The 20,340-nt window shown below is 71.0% G+C and carries 17 protein-coding genes and 2 pseudogenes; 4 read left to right on the forward strand and 15 right to left on the reverse strand.

Annotated features, from left to right (window positions below):
- Nucleotides 1–95: 95 nt before the first annotated feature.
- On the reverse strand, nt 96–1,436 hold the full coding sequence (locus tag BLV72_RS13460; RefSeq protein WP_093462471.1) for an MFS transporter: 1,341 nt from the start codon (nt 1,434–1,436) through the stop codon (nt 96–98).
- A gap of 119 nt (nt 1,437–1,555) precedes the next feature.
- Here BLV72_RS13460 and BLV72_RS13465 point away from each other — a divergent pair, with 119 nt between their 5' ends.
- Entirely contained in the window at nt 1,556–2,482 is a 927-nt protein-coding gene (locus tag BLV72_RS13465) for a LysR family transcriptional regulator (protein WP_208906024.1), read from the forward strand.
- Nucleotides 2,483–3,017: 535 nt separating this feature from the next.
- On the opposite strand, the gene BLV72_RS13470 is transcribed toward BLV72_RS13465, so the two are convergent.
- The 10 genes and pseudogenes from BLV72_RS13470 to BLV72_RS13510 form a co-directional block, all read right to left on the reverse strand.
- On the reverse strand, nt 3,018–4,295 hold the full coding sequence (locus BLV72_RS13470) for a thymidine phosphorylase (protein ID WP_093462474.1): 1,278 nt from the start codon (nt 4,293–4,295) through the stop codon (nt 3,018–3,020).
- Between the two features lie 34 nt (nt 4,296–4,329).
- Nucleotides 4,330–4,743 (reverse strand): cytidine deaminase, encoded by a 414-nt coding sequence (locus BLV72_RS13475; RefSeq protein ID WP_093462475.1) that lies wholly within the window; start codon nt 4,741–4,743, stop codon nt 4,330–4,332.
- Nucleotides 4,740–6,035 carry an ABC transporter permease gene (locus BLV72_RS48740; RefSeq protein ID WP_093462476.1) on the reverse strand — a complete coding sequence of 432 codons (1,296 nt, stop codon included), beginning with the start codon at nt 6,033–6,035 and terminating at the stop codon, nt 4,740–4,742. Before BLV72_RS48740 ends, BLV72_RS13475 begins: the two co-directional genes overlap by 4 nt.
- Nucleotides 6,032–7,159 carry an ABC transporter permease gene (locus tag BLV72_RS13485; RefSeq protein ID WP_093462478.1) on the reverse strand — a complete coding sequence of 376 codons (1,128 nt, stop codon included), beginning with the start codon at nt 7,157–7,159 and terminating at the stop codon, nt 6,032–6,034. The genes BLV72_RS48740 and BLV72_RS13485 overlap by 4 nt, the downstream gene beginning before the upstream one ends.
- The gene (locus BLV72_RS13490) at nt 7,156–8,769 is read right to left on the reverse strand and encodes an ABC transporter ATP-binding protein (protein ID WP_093462479.1); all 1,614 of its coding nucleotides are present in this window, start codon (nt 8,767–8,769) and stop codon (nt 7,156–7,158) included. Before BLV72_RS13490 ends, BLV72_RS13485 begins: the two co-directional genes overlap by 4 nt.
- A 117-nt stretch (nt 8,770–8,886) precedes the next feature.
- The gene (locus BLV72_RS13495) at nt 8,887–9,921 is read right to left on the reverse strand and encodes a BMP family lipoprotein (protein WP_093462480.1); all 1,035 of its coding nucleotides are present in this window, start codon (nt 9,919–9,921) and stop codon (nt 8,887–8,889) included.
- Between the two features lie 332 nt (nt 9,922–10,253).
- Nucleotides 10,254–10,550, reverse strand: a complete 297-nt coding sequence (locus BLV72_RS51505; protein ID WP_342030732.1) for a hypothetical protein — start codon at nt 10,548–10,550, stop codon at nt 10,254–10,256.
- A 138-nt stretch (nt 10,551–10,688) separates the two neighbouring features.
- Nucleotides 10,689–11,341 (reverse strand): annotated as a pseudogene (locus BLV72_RS51515) (methyltransferase domain-containing protein); the annotation flags it as partial.
- A 103-nt stretch (nt 11,342–11,444) separates the two neighbouring features.
- Complete coding sequence (locus BLV72_RS13505; RefSeq protein ID WP_093462482.1) at nt 11,445–11,669, reverse strand: hypothetical protein; 225 nt, start codon at nt 11,667–11,669, stop codon at nt 11,445–11,447.
- Complete coding sequence (locus BLV72_RS13510) at nt 11,666–12,247, reverse strand: hypothetical protein (RefSeq protein ID WP_093462483.1); 582 nt, start codon at nt 12,245–12,247, stop codon at nt 11,666–11,668. The genes BLV72_RS13505 and BLV72_RS13510 overlap by 4 nt, the downstream gene beginning before the upstream one ends.
- Before the next feature lie 178 nt (nt 12,248–12,425).
- On the opposite strand from BLV72_RS13510, the gene BLV72_RS47295 reads away from it, so the two are divergent.
- The 3 genes from BLV72_RS47295 to BLV72_RS13530 all read left to right on the forward strand — a co-directional run bounded on the left by BLV72_RS47295 (nt 12,426) and on the right by BLV72_RS13530 (nt 15,073).
- Complete coding sequence (locus tag BLV72_RS47295) at nt 12,426–13,637, forward strand: helix-turn-helix domain-containing protein (protein ID WP_167746351.1); 1,212 nt, start codon at nt 12,426–12,428, stop codon at nt 13,635–13,637.
- Nucleotides 13,638–13,674: 37 nt separating this feature from the next.
- The gene (gene ribD / locus BLV72_RS13525; RefSeq protein WP_093462486.1) at nt 13,675–14,391 is read left to right on the forward strand and encodes a bifunctional diaminohydroxyphosphoribosylaminopyrimidine deaminase/5-amino-6-(5-phosphoribosylamino)uracil reductase RibD; all 717 of its coding nucleotides are present in this window, start codon (nt 13,675–13,677) and stop codon (nt 14,389–14,391) included.
- A 193-nt stretch (nt 14,392–14,584) separates the two neighbouring features.
- Nucleotides 14,585–15,073 (forward strand): hypothetical protein, encoded by a 489-nt coding sequence (locus BLV72_RS13530; protein WP_093462488.1) that lies wholly within the window; start codon nt 14,585–14,587, stop codon nt 15,071–15,073.
- A 131-nt stretch (nt 15,074–15,204) separates the two neighbouring features.
- On the opposite strand, the gene BLV72_RS13535 is transcribed toward BLV72_RS13530, so the two are convergent.
- From BLV72_RS13535 to BLV72_RS13550, 4 genes and pseudogenes are all read right to left on the reverse strand, one after another.
- Nucleotides 15,205–16,425: an amidohydrolase gene (locus tag BLV72_RS13535; protein WP_093462489.1), complete on the reverse strand. Its 1,221-nt coding sequence runs from the start codon at nt 16,423–16,425 to the stop codon at nt 15,205–15,207.
- Between the two features lie 190 nt (nt 16,426–16,615).
- Entirely contained in the window at nt 16,616–17,791 is a 1,176-nt protein-coding gene (locus BLV72_RS13540) for a hypothetical protein (protein ID WP_093462491.1), read from the reverse strand.
- A 116-nt stretch (nt 17,792–17,907) separates the two neighbouring features.
- Entirely contained in the window at nt 17,908–18,840 is a 933-nt protein-coding gene (locus tag BLV72_RS13545; protein WP_093462492.1) for an N-acetylneuraminate synthase family protein, read from the reverse strand.
- A pseudogene (locus BLV72_RS13550) lies at nt 18,841–20,057 on the reverse strand (cytidylyltransferase domain-containing protein).
- Between the last annotated feature and the right edge of the window lie 283 nt (nt 20,058–20,340).

The following is a 20,340-nucleotide window of genomic DNA, read 5'->3' on the forward strand; positions in this document are numbered from 1 at the left end:
CGCCCCCATGGGCGAAGGGGCCGCCCCGCCGGGACAGTGGCGGGGCGGCCCCTTCGGGCTCAGAGGGCTGCGCTGGGCAAGCGCCAGGGGCCGGGCTAGGCCGGTGCGCCGACCAGTTCGCGGCGTGCGGCCTCCGCGCGCCGTTCGGCCTGCGCCTTGCGCGTGGCGTACACCGTGATCGCCGCCGCGCCGCCCACCGCCACCAGGCCCATGGCGACCGTGCCGCCCCATCCGGCCGCGTGGAAGGCGAGTGCGCCCAGCGCACCGCCCACGCTGCTGCCGATGTAGTACGACGCCTGGTAGAGCGCCGCGGCCTGGGCGCGCCCGGTCCTTGCCGTACGGCTCACCGCCGAGGACGCCGCCGCGTGGCCCGCGAAGAAGCCCGCGGTGATCAGCACCAGACCGGCCAGCACCGCCGGGATCGAGTTGAGCAGGGACAGCAGCAGTCCGGCCGCCGTCGTGGACACCGCCACGTACAGCGCGCCGCGCCGCCCGAGCCGGCCGACCAGCTTGCCGGTCGCCGCCGAGGAGACCGTGCCGACCAGGTAGATCAGGAAGATCGAGCCGATCAGGCTCTGCGAGAGGCCGAAGGGCTCGGCCACCAGGCGGTAGCCGATGACCGTGTAGACCCCGCCGAAGACCGTCATGAACAGCGCGCCGATCGCGTACAGCCGGCACAGCAGCGGATCGGAGAGATGCCCGGCGAGGGTGCGGGCCAGCGCCCGCGGGCTCACCGCGGCCGGGGTGAAGTTCCGGGCCTTGGGGAGCAGCAGCCGGAAGGCCACCGCGCACAGCAGCGCCATCGCGCCGACCGCGGCCAGCGCGGCCCGCCAGCCCCAGGCGTCCGCCACCCAGCCGGTGAGGATCCGGCCGCTCATACCGCCGACGCTGTTACCGGCCACGAACAGCCCGATCGCGCCGACCAGCGCCTTCGGGTGAACTTCCTCCGAGAGATACGCCATCGCGCTGGCCGGGATCCCGGCCAGCGCCACGCCCTGGACCGCGCGCAGTCCGATCAGCCAGCCCAGGTCCGGTGCGAACGGCACCAGCAGGGCGAGGAGGACCGCGACCGTGAGCGAGCCGGTCATCATGGCGCGTCGGCCGAATCGCTCGGACAGCGCGCTCAGCGGCACGACCGCGAGCGCCAGGCCGAAGGTGGCCGCGGAGACGCTCCAGCTGGCCTGGTCCGCCTGGACCCGCAGATCGTCGGAGATCGCGGGGAGCAGCGCCTGGGTGGAGTAGAGCAGCGCGAAGGTGGCGAGTCCGGAGGTGAAGAGGGCGAGCCGCATCCGGGCGTAGCCGGGGTGGCCCGGGCTCATCTGCTTGGAGGCGGAACTCGTCGCCGAGGGGTGGGAGGGGTTCGGGGTCGTCGACATCGAAGCGGAGGCGTCCACCCGGTGGGTTCCGGTGGACGCCCCGGTATCAGCAGGAGGCATGCTTCGACCGTACGTAAGCACGGTTGATGCGTCCAATGCACGGAATGGCGATAATCAATCCACTGCAGCATGAGTAAAGGTCAGGGTCGTAGGTGTCACGCATCAGTTACGAAAACGACATTCCGGTGACAGCAGATGTCGAGGCGGAGTCCTGGGCCGCCGCCCTCACGCCGCGCCTCGCCCAGTTCGCCGCCGTCGCCCGCCATGAGCATGTGACGCGCGCCGCACAGGAGATGGGGGTGCCCCAGTCGACGCTCAGCCGGGCGATGGTCCGGCTGGAGGAGGACCTGGGCGTGGCGCTCTTCGCCCGCCGGGGCCGTACGGTGGCGCTCACCCCGGCGGGACGGACGTTCCTGCGCTCGGTCGAACGGGCCCTCGCCGAGGTCGACCGCGCCGCCGAGTCCGTACGGGCCGACGCGGATCCGGCGGCGGGCCTGGTCTCGTTCGGCTTCCTGCACACGCTGGGGACCGAGACCGTGCCCGGTCTGATCCGGAGCTTTCGGGTGGACCATCCGCGCGTGCGGTTCCAGCTGGTCCAGAACTACGGCGAGGCGATGATCGAGCGGATGCGCGCGGGCGGCCTCGACCTGTGCCTGACCTCCCCGGTGCCGGACGCCCCCGACCTGGTCGCCCGCCGCCTGGACGAACAGCGGCTACGGCTGGTGGTCCCCGACGACCACCGGCTGGCCGGACGCCGCCGGGTCCGGCTCGCCGAGGCCGCCTCGGAGCTGTTCGTCACCTTGGAACCGGGCTACGGGCTGCGGCGCATCACCGATGCGCTGTGCGCGGAGGCGGGGTTCACACCGCGGATCGCCTTCGAGGGCGAGGAGGCGGAGACGCTGCGCGGCCTGGTCGCGGCGGGCCTTGGGGTGGCCCTCCTCCCTCCGCCCGCCGTTCCCCGCCCCGGGGTGGCGGAGCTGACCGTCACCGCGCCGCGTGCCGTCCGCGAGATCGGTCTTGCCTGGCTGGACGGGCACCCGGACACGCCGCCGGTGGCGGCCTTCAAGAAATTTCTGCTGGGACGGCGGGGTCAGCTGCTGACGTAGTGGGTGCGGGTTCCGCTGTGTGCGGGTGCGGGTTCCGCTGTGTGCGGGTGCGGGTTCCGCTGTGTGCGGGTGCGGGTTCCGCTGTGTGCGGGTGCGGGTGCGGTGGTGGTTGCTGGGGTGCGCGTTCCGCTGGGTGCGGGTGTGTGGGTGGTGCGCCTGCTGTTTGTGGTGGGTGCCGGGGGCGGGGCCTCCGGGGCGGCGCCCTGGACCGTATATTTACGGCGCCGTTGGCCGGGGGCGTTGAGTTGGCCGGGGATTGGCGCCACAAATACACGTAAGCGTCCAGGACACCACCCCTGCGACCCCGCCCCCTCCCGTCTCGTCGGCGGCTCCCCGTCGGTGGCGTGAATTCAGCCCCTCCGGCGTTTGAGGAGCGGGGCGAGAATTCAGCCCCTCCGGCGTTTGAGGAGCGGGGTCCGGGGCGGAGCCCCGGCGGGGGTGAGGGGGCGGAGCCCCCTCTTTCGGGAAGGGGTGGGGTGGGGGCTTTCCGCCGGAGGCGCCCACGGTCCGCACCCGGTGTGCGGACCGTGGGCGATCAGGCGATGCGTTCCAGCACGATCGGGGTAGGCGTGAAGCCCGTGTTCTGGGGAGCGTAGGTGACCGCGTCCTTCAGCGCCTCCAGGGCGTAGGCGAAGGTCGACGGGGTGTCGGTGTGGAGGGTGAGGAGCGGCTGACCCGTGGTGACGCGGTCGCCCGGTTTGGCGTGGAGTTCGACGCCCGCGCCCGCCTGGACCGGGTCCTCCTTGCGGGCGCGGCCCGCGCCCAGGCGCCAGGCGGCCAGGCCGACCGCGTAGGCGTCGAGGCGGGTGAGGACGCCGTCGGCGGTGGCCGTGACGACGTGGTGTTCGCGGGCGGTGGGGAGCGGGGCGTCCGGGTCGCCGCCCTGGGCGGCGATCATGCGGCGCCAGTGGTCCATGGCCGTGCCGTCGGCCAGGGCCTTGGCGGGGTCGGCGTCCGGCAGGCCCGCCGCGTCCAGCATTTCGCGGGCCAGGGCCAGGGTGAGCTCGACGACGTCGGCGGGGCCGCCGCCCGCCAGGACCTCCACGGACTCGCGGACCTCGAGGGCGTTGCCCGCGGTGAGGCCGAGTGGGGTGGACATGTCGGTGAGGAGGGCGGTCGTCCGGACGCCGTGGTCCTTGCCGAGGCCGACCATCGTGGTGGCCAGTTCGCGCGCCGAGTCGATGTCCTTCATGAAGGCGCCGGAGCCGACCTTGACGTCCAGGACCAGGGAGCCGGTGCCCTCGGCGATCTTCTTGGACATGATCGAGGAGGCGATGAGCGGGATCGACTCGACCGTTCCGGTGACATCGCGCAGCGCGTACAGCTTCTTGTCGGCCGGGGCCAGGCCCTCGCCCGCCGCGCAGATGACCGGGCCCACGTCGCGCAGGACGGCCAGCATGTCCTCGTTGGAGAGCTGTGCGCGCCAGCCGGGGATGGACTCCAGCTTGTCGAGGGTGCCGCCGGTGTGGCCGAGGCCCCGGCCGGAGAGCTGCGGTACGGCGGCTCCGCAGGCCGCCACGAGGGGGGCGAGCGGCAGGGTGATCTTGTCGCCGACGCCGCCGGTGGAGTGCTTGTCGGCGGTCGGGCGCGGCAGGGAGGAGAAGTCCATCCGCTCACCGGAGGCGATCATCGCGGCGGTCCACCGGGCGATCTCGGCCCGGTCCATGCCGTTGAGGAAGATCGCCATCGCGAGTGCGGACATCTGCTCGTCCGCCACCTCGCCGCGCGTGTAGGCGTCGATGACCCAGTCGATCTGGGCGTCGGTCAGGCGGGTGCCGTCGCGCTTGGCGCGGATGACGGAGATGGCGTCCATGAGGGCGGTACGGGGCCTTTCGTGTTCGGGAACGTCAGCCGTGGGCGGCGGCGCGGCGCAGATCGGCGGGGCCGAAGGCGTCCGGGAGGAGCTCGGCGAGCGGGCGGATGCCGCTGAGGGTGTCCATCTGGAGCTCGGGGCCGCCGTGCTCCCACAGGAGCTGACGGCAGCGGCCGCAGGGCATCAGCACGGCGCCCTCGCGGTCGCAGCAGGTGAAGGCGGTGAGGCGGCCGCCGCCGGAGGCGACGAGGGAGGAGATCAGACCGCATTCGGCGCACAGCGCGACGCCGTACGCCGCGTTCTCCACATTGCAGCCGCTGACCGTGCGGCCGTCGTCGACGAGCGCGGCGGCGCCGACGGGGAAGTCCGAGTAGGGGGCGTAGGCCCGGGACATGGCGTCCCGGGCCTGTGCGCGCAGACCGTCCCAGTCGGGAGCGGAAGTGCTCATGTGCCCTGTCCCTTTCGATAGGGCCTGTTGTTCGCCTTGGGCATCCGCAGCCGCTGTGAGGCGAGCCCCATGACCAGCAGGGTCACGATGTACGGCGTGGCGCTGACCAGGCCGCCCGGGACCGTGTCGGTCAGGGCGTACCACAGCAGCAGCGCGACGGCCGCGGCGCCGGACACCGCGCCCGCGACATAACTCTTGCGGACAATCCGCCAGACCGCCAGCGCGGCGAGGCCGAGTGCGACCAGGAGCAGCAGGGCGTGGACGGTCGCCCCGCCGTTGCGCAGCTGCAGGGCGTCGGAGTAGCCGAAGAGACCGGCACCCATCGCGAGCCCGCCCGGCCGCCAGTTGCCGAAGAGCATGGCGGCGAGGCCGATGTAGCCGCGGCCGCCGGTCTGGCCCTCGTTGTAGATGTGCGAGCGGACGAGGGCGAGGAAGACGCCGCCGAGCCCGGCGAGGGCGCCGGAGATCACCACGGCCGCGTACTTGTAGAGGTAGACGTTGACGCCGAGGGACTCGGCCGCCGTCGGGTTCTCACCGCAGGACCGCAGCCGCAGTCCGAACGAGGTCCGCCACAGGGCGAAGAAGCTGCCGACGACCAGGAGGATGGAGACGACGGTCAGCGCGGAGATGTCGGTGACCAGACCGCCGAGGATGCCGGCGATGTCCGAGACCAGGAACCAGTGGTGGTTCTCCAGGTCCGCGAGCCAGTCGGACAGTCCGGGGACGGTGAACGTCTGGATGGGGTCGACCTGCGGGGAGTTCTTCGGGGAGCCGCCGATGTCGGACAGCGGCTCGAACCAGCGCTTGGCCAGATAGGTGGTGGCGCCGAGGGCGAGGATGTTCATCGCCACACCGGAGATGATGTGGTCCACCCCGAAGGTGACGGTGGCCACCGCGTGGACCAGACCGCCGACCGCGCCGCCGAGGACGCCCGCGAGCACGCCCATCCAGGGGTTGGTCTGATAGCCCGCCCAGGCGCCGAAGAAGGTCCCGAGGATCATCATGCCCTCGAGGCCGATGTTGACCACACCGGCCCGCTCGGACCACAGCCCGCCGAGGCCCGCGAGGCCGATCGGCACGGCCATGGAGAGCGCGGCGGCGATCTGCCCGGAGGAGGTGACGCGGTCGAAGTCCGCCTGCTGGGCGGCGTCGGCGAACGCCCGCAGCACCGACAGCGCGACCAGCGCCCCGGCGACGATCAGCAGCACCTTGCCCAGGGACATCCGGGAGGCGGGCCCGTTCCCCTTGCCCGGCGTGCTCGTGCTCTTGGTGGTGGTCACCGTGGCACTCATGCCGGCACCTCCTGCTTGTCCGTACCCTTGTCGGCCCTGGCCTGGGCGGCGAGCTCCGCGCCGACCCTCTGCTGCTGGCGCTTGAGCCCGTAGCGGCGCACCAGTTCGTACGCGATGACGACACACAGGACGATCACGCCCTGCATCACGCCGACGATTTCCTTGTCGTAGCCCTCGAACTCCAGGCGGTTGGCGCCGCGCTCCAGGAAGCCCCACAGCACGGCGGCCAGCGCGATGCCGACCGGGTTGTTGCGGCCGAGCAGCGCGATGGCGATACCCGTGAAGCCGATGCCGGTCGGGAAGTCGGAGGTGAACTGGTGGGTGTCGTTGAGCAGGGTCGGCATGCCGATCAGACCGGCCATCGCGCCCGAGAGCACCATGCTGGTGAGCACCATGCGCTTGACGTTGACGCCGCTGGCCTGGGCGGCGGACTCGGAGCGGCCCACCGCGCGCAGGTCGAAGCCGAACCGGGTGCGCCCGAGCAGGAACCAGAAGCCGACGCCCGCGAGCGCCGCGACGACGATGAAGCCCCAGATGGGGTCGAGGTCGCCGCCCGCGGGGAAGGTGAAGAAGTGGCTGGAGGACGGCAGCGGGTCGGTGGCCACGATGTTGGTCTGCTTGTCGAGGTCGGCCAGCCGCCCGTCCACCAGGAGATAGCTGATGAGGATGCCGGAGAGGGAGTTCAGCATGATGGTGCTGATCACCTCGCTGACGCCCCGGTAGACCTTCAGCAGACCGGCGATGGACGCCCACATGGCGCCGACGAGCATGGCGACCAGGAGGATCAGCGGGATCTGCACCAGCCCCGGCAGCTCCAGCGCCCCGCCGACCACGGCGGCGAAGAAGGCGGCGAGCCGGTACTGGCCGTCGACGCCGATGTTGAAGAGGTTCATCCGGAAGCCGATGGCCACCGCGAGCCCCGCCAGGTAGTACGTCGTCGCCTTGTTGAGGATGTAGACCTGGCTGTCGGCCTTCACCCCGTAGTCGAACATGATGCCGAAGGCGTTGAACGGCTCCTTGCCGGTCGCCAGCAGCACCAGCGCGGTCACCACGAACGCGGCGGCGAGCGCCAGCACCGGGGCGGCGACCGCGAGCAGCACCCGCTCCTTGTCCAGCTTCTTCATCGGGCCTCTCCCCCGGTCGCGGCCTCGGTCTCGTCGGCCGGGTGGTCCAGACGGCCGGAGGCGGCGCCGGTCATGGCCGAGCCCAGCTCCTCCGGGGTGATGGTGGCGGGGTCGGCGTCGGCGACCAGCCGACCGCGGAACATCACCCGCAGGGTGTCGGACAGGCCGATCAGCTCGTCCAGGTCGGCCGAGATCAGCAGCACCGCAAGGCCCTCACGGCGCGCGGTGCGGATCTGGTCCCAGATCTGCGCCTGGGCGCCCACGTCCACACCCCGGGTGGGGTGCGCGGCGATCAGCAGCTTGGGGTGGTGGCTCATCTCCCGGCCGACGATCAGCTTCTGCTGGTTGCCGCCGGACAGCGAGGCCGCGGTGACCTCGATCCCGGGGGTGCGTACGTCGTACTCGGCGACGATCCGTTCGGTGTCCCGCCGGGCGGCGGCCGGGTTGAGCAGCCCGCCCTTGCTGTTGGGCACCTCGGTGACATGGCCGAGGATGCGGTTCTCCCACAGCGGCGCCTCCAGCAGCAGTCCGTGCCGGTGGCGATCCTCGGGGATGTAGCCGATGCCGTCCTCGCGCCGCTTGCGGGTGGGCGCGTGGGAGATGTCGGCGCCGTCGAGCGTGATGGTGCCGGCGTCGGGGTCGCGCATGCCCATGATGGCCTCGACCAGTTCGGCCTGGCCGTTGCCCTCCACACCGGCGATGCCGAGGACTTCGCCCTTGCGGATGGTGAACGCGATGTCGTCGAGCACGGCCCGCTCGACCCCGTCCACATCGGTGGCGGTCAGCCGCAGCGCGTCCACGACGAGCATCTCGGTGTCGGTGACGGTGGATTCGCGGGTCTCGGGCGAGGGCAGCTCGCTGCCGACCATCAGCTCGGCAAGCTGCCGGGGGCTGGTCTCGGACGGTGCGACGGAGGCGACCGTGGTGCCGCGGCGGATGACGGTGATGTCATCGGCCACGGAGAGCACCTCGCCCAGCTTGTGCGAGATGAACAGCACCGTCAGGCCCTCGGACTTGAGCTCGCGGAGGTTGTCGAAGAGCGCGTCGACCTCCTGCGGAACGAGGACGGCGGTCGGCTCGTCGAGGATGAGCGTCCGGGCGCCCCGGTAGAGGACCTTGAGGATCTCCACGCGCTGACGGTCCGCCACGCCCAGGTTCTCGACGAGGACATCGGGGCGGACGCCCAGCCCGTAGGCGTCGGATATCTCCTTGATCCGGGCGCGCGCCTTGCCGCTGATGCCGTGCAGCTTCTCCGCGCCGAGGACCACGTTCTCCAGCACGGTGAGGTTGTCGGCGAGCATGAAGTGCTGGTGCACCATGCCCACTCCACGGGATATGGCGTCCGCCGGGGAGCTCAGTTCCACCGTCTCGCCGTCGATCGCGATGGTGCCCTCGTCCGGGCGCTGCATCCCGTAGAGGATCTTCATCAGGGTCGACTTGCCCGCGCCGTTCTCGCCCACGAGGGCGTGCACGGTGCCGCGGCGCACAGTGATGTCGATGTCGTGGTTGGCGACGACTCCGGGGAACCGCTTGGTGATTCCGTGGAGTTCTACGGCGACGTCGGTGACGGCACCGGCGGGAGCGCCCTTGGGTGGGCTGGCGGCTTTGATGGCGCACTCCTGAGGGGCGGAGGGGGGTGGGGCTGGCCGGGGGCCGGACCGGCCGGGTACGCCACGGACCCGGGCGGACGCCCGGGAGGGGCGCCGTACGGGTCCGTGGCCCGAGGGTCAGTCCTTGTAGGTGTCGTTGACCTTGATCTGGCCGTCGACGATCTTCTTCTTGGCCTTCTCGATCTTCGGCTTGATGTCGTTGATGAATCCGCCGGAGTACGAGAGGGAGACGCCGCCGCGCTTGAGGTCGTAGGACTGGACGCCGCTCTCGGGCTTCTTGTCCTTGACGACGCTCTTGATGAAGTCGTAGACCGAGCCGTCCACGGTCTTGACCATGGAGGTCATGATCGAGTTCTTGTACTGGGCCAGGCCCTTGTCGTAGTACTGGTCGCCGTCGACGCCGATCGACCAGGTGCCCTTCTTCCCGGCGGTCGCCTCGATGGCGCCCGCGCCGGAGCCGCCGGCCGCGGAGAAGATCACGTCGACCTTGTTGGAGAGCATGCCCTCGGCGATGTCCTTGCCGCGGTCCGGCATGCCGAAGCCCTTGGGCGAACCGACCTGCACCCACTGGACGTCCAGGGACGCCTTGGGGTTGGTGTCCTTCAGGCCCTGCTGGAAGCCGCCCGCGAACTTCTTGATCAGCGCGCTGTCGGTGCCGCCGATGAAGCCGACCTTGTTGGACTTGGTCTTCAGGCCCGCGGCCACGCCGGCGAGGTAGGAACCCTCGTGCTCGGCGGAGACCAGGCTGGCCACGTTCTTGGCCTCGACGACCGAGTCGACGATGGCGAAGTCGGTGTCCTTGTACTTCTTGGCGGCCTTGGTGAGCGAGGGGGTCCACGCGTAGCCGACGCCTACGACGGGGTTGTAACCCGCCTCGGCGAGGCTCGCCAGCTTGTCGTAGCGGTCGGCGTCGGTGTCGCCGTCCTTCGCCGTCAGCTCCTTGCCCTTGACGTCGAAGTCCTTCAGGGCCTTGTCATAGCCCTTGGCGGCGGAGTCGTTGAAGGAGTGGTCGCCACGGCCGCCGACGTCGTAGGCCAGGCCGATGCCGGCGTCCTTGCTTCCCTCTTCTGAGCTGCTGCCACACGCGGTGACGGAAAATGCGAGAGCCGCGGTGGCAATGCCCGCGACAGCTATCGTGGATACCCGGCGCACGAGGGTTCCCCTCTGATGATCTCGAAGCGCCCCTTGCGGCGCTGGCTCCGCCGCATCGTAACGCGCGTAGATGCCAGATAACGCCCCCCTCGGAAGCCGTTATCGGATCGTCGCGAACCTCTTGTGTCCGCCAGGTCTACACAATGTTTCGAGCGGGCAAAACGGCCGCGATTACGCCCGGTACGTCCCGGTATGAGATCCGCCGGACGAGGCTCCGGGTTCGAGGAGGAGGGCCGGGTCGCCCGGCCGTCCTCCCATACCACCAGGCGTGCGGGCCCCGCCCGCGCACTACGGCGGTGGCGCACGGGCGGAGCCGGGGTGGGCTTCGTCCGTCAGCCGAGGGGTGCGTCAGGTGAGCGGAGCCAGAGCCGCTGTCCGTCGGGGGACACGGTCAGCCCGAAGTCGCCGGAGTCCGGGCTGCCGTCGTTCACGTACGCCTTGTGCACGGCGGTGGCCTCCTCCCATAGTCGGCGTGGGCCGTACTGCCACACCTCCCCGTGGGTGACCGTGGCCGCCGACCCGTTTCGATCGTGCAGCCAGATCTGATACCTGCCGTCCGGTGCTCCGTCGGCCATGACCACTCCGGGGAGTTTCGCGCCCGCGTAGAGGGCGAAGCCGAGGCCGGTCATGGTGTCGATGGGAAGCGGGCCGGTGCTGCCGCGCCGCCCGGTTCCGCTGTCCACCGGGAGGTCCGGGCCGGGGCGCTCCGAGCGCATCGGCATGAACCGGGCACCGCCGACGAATCGGCCTGAGGCGACCCCGTCGCCGCCCACATCGAGCCGTACCAGCGCCCCGGACCAGAAGTCCCCCGCCAGCGGGGCGAGGATGAGCCCGCCCGGCGTGGTCTGCCGTACCCATGCGTAGGGGATACGGCGCACCGAACAGGTCGCGATGATCCGGTCGTACGGCGCCCCGGATCCCCACCCCGCGCGCCGTCGCCCCACACGACGTCGGGGCCGTACCCGGCCTCCTTGATGACCTTCGCGGCCTTCTCCGCCAGCACCGGATCGACCTCGACGGTGGTGACGTTCTCACTCCCCAGGCGCGCGGCGAGCAGCGCCGCGTTCCACCCACTTCCGGTGCCGATCTCCAGCACCCGCTGCCCGTCGGCGACCTCCAGCGCGGTGAGCATGCGCGCCACCATCGTGGGCATGGAGTTGGACGAGGTCGCGATCCCGGGGCCGTCACTCCGCCCGTCGTCCACCTGCGTCACGATCGGCACATCCCGGTAGACGAGGTCCCACCAGGCCGCGTCCGTGGTGACGGGGACGCAGGTGGTCCGCTGTTCCCAGATGTCACCGGGGATGAAGTGGTGGCGTGGAACGGCGTCGAAGGCCGGGCGCCATGCGTCCGGGAGTTCGCCGGACGCGGCGAGGGCTTCCAGCAGCGCCGTGTGACGTGGTCGCCAGTCCTCGTGCATGGGCCCTCACTTCCCTTTCGGGGGTGGTGTGCCGTCCGGCGGGGGCGTCCACGGCTTGATCGGGGCGGGATCGCCCTTGTGCTTGTTCTCGGCGGTCACCGTTCTACCTCCTGGGTGCGGGTGCTTGGACGTCTGTGGTGAAGGCCCGTCCCGGCCGGGCCTGCCGCGCGGCCTCCTCATAGGCGCGCAGCAGCCGCTCCCCGGTCTCGCACTTGGCGCCGGGCGTCCGGCAGGACAGGCAGCCCGCGGCATGCTCGATGGCCGCGCGCCACGCCTCGTCGGCGAAGGGGTCCTTGGTCTGCTCGGCGGTCTGCTCGGCGGCCGTCATCGGGTCCTTCCCCGCACGGCCTGGGCGACGGCGGCGCGCGGGTAGTCCCGAGCGTGAGAGGGACAGGCGTAGACGGTCGCGCTGGCCACACTGCTGCTGTGCTCGATGGCCACCGGGACCGGTTCGTCGGTGGGGAGCTGACATCGGTAGCACAGCTGTCGACCGTCCGGCGTCGGGCCGAGGACGTCGTCGAGGGCCTGGCGCAGGGCGCGGACCAGGTGATTGATGTCAGTCAGATACCGGTCCGGTCCGAGCGGGATCCGCCAGTACGTCCGGTGCTCGGCGCCCCAGGACGCGGGCGGTACGCCGAGGAGGGTGCCCTCGTCAGCGAGTGCGGTGAGGACGCGGACCTGGCGCATGCGCCAACTGCGGGCGGTGGCGGTGTCGATGCGGATCAGCCAGTACATCTTGCCGTAGGTGTCGTCCTGGATGACGGCGCCGGATCGGTCACCGAGCAGTTCCAGGGCTCGGTCGGCGACGGTGGTAGGGGCGGAGACGGCGTCCCACCATTTGCCCACCGGTAAGAGCTCGATGTCCTTGGCGTTCTGCGGTGTCCACAGCGGGTCTGCGGCTTTCATAGGGATGCCTCCGGCAGTGCGTCTCGCCTCATACGTCCAGGAAAACGCGCACGCCACATCGCCGTCCCTACCGCATGCATCACACGCTGTGCGTATGCGGAACCTGCATACGCATGTAGCTGAACCGCTACTGTGGGTATCTCCTTATCGAGCCTGTCACCGCAGACCGGGACCGTGTATGGGACAGTTGGCGCAGCACTCCAGCGCAGGTGAGGCCATCTCAGCCGCTCGGCTCGCGCGTGGATGGACCCAGAAACAGCTGGCCGATCTGTGCGGGTACAGCCAAAGCACCATCAGCCGTCTCGAACGCGGCCGCCAGTCAGCCCGCGACGTCGATGTGCTCGCGCTCGTCGCCGACCGGCTCGGTATGGACCCCTCCGAGGTCGGGCTGGCAGGGGACGCGCTACACAATGCTGGCGTGAATCGTCGCGACTTCCTGGGCACGACCGCAGCAGCAGCCGGTCTCGGCATCCTTTCCACCCCGGCCAGCGCCGCGATCCGTCGCCCCGTCAATCCAGCGGTCGTTGGTCATTTGCAGCAGCTCCGCGCCACTCTGGTGCAATCAGACGGGCTTTACGGGCCGCACGCGGCGATCAGCGCCGTCCATGACCACCTCACGGTTATCGAGCAGCAGTTGCTTCCCGGAGCACATGGCCCCCTCCGCCGGGAGATCCTCCAAACCGGTGCGGAGTGGGCCGAGTTCGCCGGGTGGTTGTACGAGGACCTCGGCCGTTCCGAGCAGGCTTTATGGTGGTCCGACCGGGCAATGGAATGGGCACAGGAAGCTGACGATCCCGTGCGACAAGCCTTCATCCTGATGCGCAAGGCACAGCAGTCCGTCGGGCTCGGACAGCAGCAGCGAGCAGTCGGCCTGGCGTCGGCCGCCCTCCGGGTACGCGGCGACGTGCCGGCACGTGTCCGCGCCTCCGCCCACCTCCAGGCAGCACACGGCCATGCCCTCGCCGGAGGCGAACTGCCAACCCTCCGCGCGCTCGATGCCGCTCAGGCCCTCGTCGAGGGACACGCGGCTGTAAACGATCAGCTCGGCGGTTACTGCAACCACGCCTACGTCCACGCTCAGCGAGCAACGTGCTACCTCCGGCTGGGCAAGCCCACGGACGCCGTGACCACCTACCGGCAAGCCCTCGGCCACTGGCCGGCCATATACCAGCGCGAGCGCGGCCTCCACCTGGCCCGGCTCGCTATCGCACACGCCGCCGACCGTGCCCCGGACGCAGCCTGTGCCACCGCCATGCAAGCACTGGAGATCAGTCGTGAGACCGAGTCGCGTCGCGCCACGGCAGAGCTCCGACGAGTCATCACCGGCTTGGCACCGTGGCGACGCACAGCGATGGTGCAAGAACTGACGGAAGCAGTCGCTGCCGTGTGACTACGCTGCCCGGAACCAAGATCTGCCTGGAGGAGCCATGCACATCAGCGAGTTGGTCGGCACGGACGAGTGGCACACAGTCGATGGGCGGCCGTTCGTCGTCTACAAGTACGCGGCCACGCTGGACGGCCGGATCGCCGCAGCGGACAGCACCAGCCAGTGGATCACCAGCGCCGAGTCCCGGGCCGAAGTCCACGCCCTACGTGCAGCCTGCCAGGCGACCGTGGTCGGTTCCGGCACCCAGCAGGCGGACAACCCCCACCTCGCCGTGCGCTCCGTGAAGGACGACCCCAACCTGAAGGTGGCGGTGCCGGTCGATGAGCAGCCGTGGCGCGTGATCGTCGACACCAACGCCCGGACCCCGGCTGATGCCCGTGTGCTCGATGAAGCCGCCCCCACCATGATCGCCGTCGCCGACGACGCCGACGCATCCCACCTGGACGACGTGGCCACCGTCGTACGGCTCCCCCGTGCGAAGGTCGGCCTGGACGTGGAAGCGCTCCTCCGCGAACTGCACCAGCGCGGCGTGCGCGGGATGTTCCTCGAAGGTGGCCCCACTCTCGCCGCGTCGTTCGTGTCGGCCGGGCTGGTGGACCGCATCGTCGCCTACATCGCACCCGCGCTCCTCGGCCGCGGAAAGAGCGGACTGGAGGGTGGCACCATCGAGACGATCGACGACATCCTCCGATGCGAGCTGGTGGACGTGGCCCGGTCCGGGCCGGACGTCAGGCTGATCGCACGCCCACAGCGCTGAGCGGTACCCACGCAGAGCGCGGCCGACCACTCACGACGCGCCGTCGACGCCGCGTCCAGCCTTCGCTCCGGTCGCGTGCGCGTACAGCTGGCACAGCTGTACCCCTACACAGTGGGAGACGGCGTACCCCGAGCCGTGGCTGACGTGCGCGGTAGCATCCGGAGCCTGCTGACCGCATAACGAGGAAGGCGCGATGACGACGATCGCTGTGACGGGGCACATGGACATCACCGACGCATCGGCGCCGCTGGTGCGAGGGGAGCTGGACAAGATCCTTGCCGCCTATGAGCCCTCCAGCCTGGTCGGAGTGTCGTGCATCGCGAAAGGCAGCGACAGCCTCTTCGCGGATGCGGTCCTGGCAGCGGGCGGGCGCCTGGCCGTGGTGATCCCTTCGGAGGACTATCGGCAGGCGAAGGTGAAGCCAGAGCATGCCGAAACCTTCGACCGGCTGGTGGAGGCAGCGGACGAAGTGCTGGTGATGCCTCATGCCACGGCAAGCCGTCAAGCGTACGAAGCGGCGAACGCCGTGCTGTTGGAGCGTGCCGATCGGCTGGTGGCCGTGTGGAACGGCCGGCCGCCCACGGGCAAGGGCGGCGGGACGGCGGACGTGGTGCACCAGGCGCGCGAGGCGGACATCCCTGTGGATGTCGTCTGGCCGGACGGGGCATCCCGCCGGGCCTGACGAAAGCCCCTCGTCCGGCACGCGGGCCGGACGAGGGGGAGACGTACTGCAGAAGCGCCGGACGGTGCGGTGCCGACGCGGTCGGCGATGCCGGGGCCGGGCCGACGCGCGGTCCACCCGGCCGTCAGGGCTTACGCGTTCCGGTCCAGCAGCACGGCCGCCGTGAACAGCTCCACGCCCACCGCGATCGCGCCCTCGTCCACATCGAAGTCGCCCGCGTGGAGGTCGCGCCGGGTGGTGTCGCCGACCGTGCGGACGCCGAGGCGGGCCATCGCGCCGGGCACCCGCTCCAGGTACCAGGAGAAGTCCTCGCCGCCCAGGGACTGTTCGGTGTCCTCGACCGCGTGCGCGCCGCGGCGGGCGATCATGGCGTCCCGCAGCAGCTCGGCGGAGCTCGCCTCGTTGACCACCGGCGGGACCCCGCGGATGTAGTTGATCTCCGACTTGGCGCGATGCAGGGTGGCGATCTCGTCCACCGCGGCATGCACCAGGTCGGGCGCCTCGCGCCAGGCGGGCAGGTCCAGGCAGCGGACCGTGGCGGACAGCTCGGCGTGCTGCGGGATCACATTGCAGGCGTGGCCCGACTCCACCCGGCCCCAGGTGACGGCCATGCCCGAGCGGGCGTCGACCCGGCGGGCCAGCAGCGCGGGCACCTCGGTGATCACCTTGGCGGTGGCGGTCACCAGGTCGGTGGTCAGATGGGGGCGCGCGGTGTGGCCGCCCGGCCCGTCCAGCGAGATCTCCAGCCGGTCGCAGGCCGAGGTGATCGGCCCGACGCGCAGCCCGATCCGGCCGACCTCGACCTTCGGGTCGCAGTGCAGCGCCAGGATCCGGCCGACGCCGTCCAGCACGCCCGCCTCGATCGCGTCGGCCGCGCCGCCGGGCAGCACCTCCTCGGCGGGCTGGAACAGCAGCCGCACCGGGCGCGCCAGCCGTCCCTCGCGGGCCAGCTCGGCCAGGACCAGACCGGCGCCGAGCACCACGGTGGTGTGCACATCGTGGCCGCAGGCGTGGGCGCGGTCGGCGATGGTCGAGCGGTAGTCGACCGTCTTGGTGTCGGGGATGGGCAGTCCGTCGATGTCCGCGCGCAGGGCCAGCAGGGGCGCTACGCCATCGCGCGGGCCGATGTCACAGATGAGGCCGGTGCCCGACGGCAGCACCCGCGGCTCGAGTCCCGCCTGCTCCAGCCGCGCCTTGATCGCGGCGGTGGTGCGGAACTCGCAATTGCCGAGCTCGGGGTGCATATGTACATCGCGCCGGAAGGCGATGAGTTCGGCACGCAGCTCGTCGGGGAGCGTGCCGGGCAGGGCCGGCGCTTCGGCGGGTGTGGCATCGGTCGCATCGAGGGACATCAATTGCTTCACCTGAAGAAGCGTAGAACGCCAGGTGGGCCCACCGAATGTCGATCAACAAAAATTCAATCTCTTCGGGTACGCAAAAGTACCCGGCCCGGTGCATGATCCCCCTAGTCAGGGGGTATAACAGCCGATTTTGCGGCCGGTCGCGGGTGAGAAGCGCCACACGGCCGTACGGGCGATGAGCTCAGGACGCCGCGACCGGTGCCGCGGGCGAACCCGGGCTCCCCGGCGGGGCCGGATCCCTCGGCGGGACCGAACCCTTCGGCGGAGCCGGGTCCGTCGGCGGCCCCGAGTTCAGCCGGCGCACATCGCGGGCCGTCCCGGTGACCCCGGACAGAAAGCCCTGGGCGCGCGGGGAGGCGTTGCTGGTCAGCCAGGCGGGGTCCACATCGCAGACCGCGACCTGCACCCCGGTGCCCACGAGCGCCAGCGGCAGGGTGTGCACCACGGTCGAGGGGAAGCTCACGATCGTGTGGCCGATGGGGCCTCGGCGGGCTATCAGCTCGAGCGGCAGATCGGGCCGTACGATCTCCAGACCCACCTCGGCCGAGACCCGGTGCAGCTTCTCGGCGCTCTCGCGGCGGTGGGCGAAGTAGCGGGTGGCGCCATGGGCGCGGGTCAGCGAGCCGACCGCCTCCAGATAGCGCTCCAGGTCCACCACGCCCGTCTCCACCAGGGAGGTCCCGACCAGGTCGGTGCCGCCGGTGAGCCGGGGCGGGCCGAACCGGGCCCGGGTCCAGGCGAAGTCGTTGGCGGTGATGGTGACCCCGTCGGGCGCCTCCACCGGCATCGAGCTGAAGACCTCGACCCGGCGCTTGGCGCCCGGGGTGAGCCGACGGCGCGCGGTGGCGGAGACCGGCGCGAACACCATGTCGCGCGGCCCCCGGTTGCCGCGCCGGTGCCAGCGCACCAGGGGCTCGCCCTTGGCGAGCTGGGAGATGAACTCCATGGTGGCCGTGCCGTCGTCCACCACGACCAGGTCCCTGGCGCGGGTGAGGGTCAGCAGGAGCTGGACATAGCGGGAGAACGGATCGCCTATCACGATCCGTGCGGCCCGGCGCAGCGGTCCGCGCAGCCCGCCGATGGTCTTGACCGGCGCACCGGCCCCGCCCCGCGCGTCCTCCCAGCGCACGGCGAAGCCCTCGTCCCGCGCCAGCTCGGCCATCCGGCGCAGCTGGCCGCGGGTCATCGGGTCGTGCGGGGAGAGCACCACCACGGTGAGGTCCTGGGGGGCCGTGGCCTCCGGGCCCTGGGCGCGCCGGGCGTCGGCGTACGCCCACTCCAGCACGTTCAGGAGCTGAACCGGGCTCTCGACGAAGGCGAGTGTGGCCGGAGGGGCAAGGGGGGCAGCGGAGACCATCGCACCGTCCAAAGGCAGGGCCCGGATGCGGCGGGCAGCCCCTGACGCGTCAGAGGTGCCCGCCGCTTCCGGGCGAGGGCCGGGCACACCGGCCGGAGGATTCACGGCAGAGTGCCTCAGACCGCGGCGGGCTCGCGGTCGGCGGAGTCGGACTCGGCGACGACGCCCGCGACGCGGCGGAGCTTCTTCATCGGGCCGAGCTCGCTCTCGTAGACCTTCTTGACGCCGTCACCGAGGGACTCCTCGATGGTGCGGATGTCGCGCACCAGGCGCGTCAGGCCCTGCGGCTCGACGGAGGCGGCCTGGTCCGAGCCCCACATGGCGCGGTCGAGGGTGATGTGGCGCTCGACGAACGCGGCACCCAGGGCGACGGCGGCCAGCGTGGTCTGCAGACCGGTCTCGTGGCCGGAGTAGCCGATCGGCACGTTGGGGTACTCGGCCTGCAGCGTGTTGATCACGCGCAGGTTGAGCTCCTCGGCCTTGGCCGGGTACGTGGAGGTGGCGTGGCACAGCAGGATGTTCTCGCTGCCCAGCACCTCCACCGCGTGGCGGATCTGCTTGGGGGTGGACATGCCCGTCGACAGGATGACGGTGCGGCCGGTCGCCCGCAGGGCGCGCAGCAGCTCGTCGTCGGTCAGCGAGGCCGAGGCCACCTTGTGGGCCGGGACGTCGAACTTCTCCAGGAAGGCGACGGCCTCGGTGTCCCACGGGGAGGCGAACCAGTCGATGCCGCGCTTCTTGCAGTGCTCGGAGATGGCGGTGTACTCGGCCTCGCCGAACTCCACGCGGTGGCGGTAGTCGATGTAGGTCATCCGGCCCCAGGGGGTGTCACGCTCGATGTCCCACTGGTCACGGGGGGTGCAGATCTCCGGGGTTCGCTTCTGGAACTTGACCGCGTCACAGCCGGCCTCGGCGGCGACGTCGATCAGCTTGAACGCGTTCTCCAGGTCGCCGTTGTGGTTGATGCCGATCTCACCGGTGACGTAGACCGGGTGGCCGGGGCCGGCGATCTTGTCGCCGAGGGTGCGGAGGCGAGAGTTGGAGCTCACTTAAGACAGTTCCTTTCCGAGAATCCACGAGGCGATCTCGCGGATCGCGCCGTCTCCTCCGGGGGTGGAGGTGACCGCACGTGCAGCGCCGCGCACGACGTCGTGCGCACCTGCGACCGCCACGGGCCAGCCGACAAGGCCGAAGCACGGGAGGTCGTTGACGTCGTTGCCGACGTAGAGCACGCGCTCCGGCGCGATGCCCTGCTCCTCGCACCATTGCTTCAGTGCGAGATCTTTTCGGTCGATGCCGTGGAGCACGGGGACCTGGAGTTTGCGGGCCCGTGCGGCGACGACCGGGTTCTTTTCCGTGGACAGGATCAACAGCGCCAGCTCCGCGCGGCGCAGGGCGGCGATCCCGAGCCCGTCGCCGCGGTGCACGGCCACGAGTTCGCGTCCTTCTGAGTCGACCAGCACCCTGTCGTCGGTCTGGGTGCCGTCGAAGTCGAGTACCACCGCGTCGATGTCGTCACGTGTCGGCAGGTGAGCGAGGGCGCCCGGCCGCTCGGCGTCGAGCAGCGGGGCGAGCGCGCGGGCGCGGGCCAGATCGTGCGGATCGTCGATCTCCAGCACCCGGGCGGGGTCGGTGCGCACCAGGTCGGTGCGGCCGAAGAAGCGGTGCCCGGCCTCGCGGAAGCCGCGGGCGTCCATCGCGTAGGCGGCGCCGGTCTCCAGGAAGTCCTGGGGGCGGTCCTGGCGGCGCGGGCGGTAGGACTTGTCGTGATTGACGCCGTCGCCACCGTCCGCCGCGTCTCCTTGGCCGCCCTCCCCTCGCGCCAGACGAAGCCGTGGAAGGGGGCCACGGTCAGGGCGGTGTCGGCGCCCTTCTCGGCGACCGCCGCGGCCACTGCGTCGATGTCCTCGCGGATGATGAACGGGCTGGTGCACTGCACCAGCAGGACCACGTCGACGGTGATGTCGTGCGACGCCTCGTACGCGTCCATGGCGTGGATCACCGCGGCCTCGCTGGTGGCGGTGTCACCGGCGATGTCGGTGGGCCGCTGGATGACCACGGCGCCCGCACCGCGGGCGGCGGCGGCGATCCCGGCGTCGTCGGTGGAGACGACCACATCGGTCACCAGCCGGCCGGCCCGGCACTCCATGACGGCGCGAACGACCAGCGGCACGCCTCCCACGGCGGCGAGGTTCTTCGCGGGGACGCCCTTCGACCCGCCGCGGGCGGGGATCACGGCGAGCACGCACGGGCTCGGGGCGGTCATGGCGGCTCCTTCAGGGGTTGCAGAGGTGATCGAGGCCGTCCCGGCCTCCTCTTGATTCGCGCCGCTCACAGCCGCGCGCACGTCGCTCACAGCCGTCTTCTCGCTCGCTTCTCCGTCCGCGCGGCGCAGAAGTGCGGGCATCGTCGTCGGCTGCGACCCGGCGGCCGCGCGCACGTCGCTCACAGCCGTCTTCTCGCTCGCTTCTCCGTCCGCGCGGCGCAGAAGTGCGGGCATCGTCGTCGGCTGCGACCCGGCGGCCGCGCGCACGTCGCTCACAGCCGTC

Origin of the sequence: Streptomyces melanosporofaciens (assembly GCF_900105695.1) — a bacterium.
In the GTDB taxonomy this organism is placed as follows: Bacteria; Actinomycetota; Actinomycetes; order Streptomycetales; family Streptomycetaceae; genus Streptomyces; species Streptomyces antimycoticus.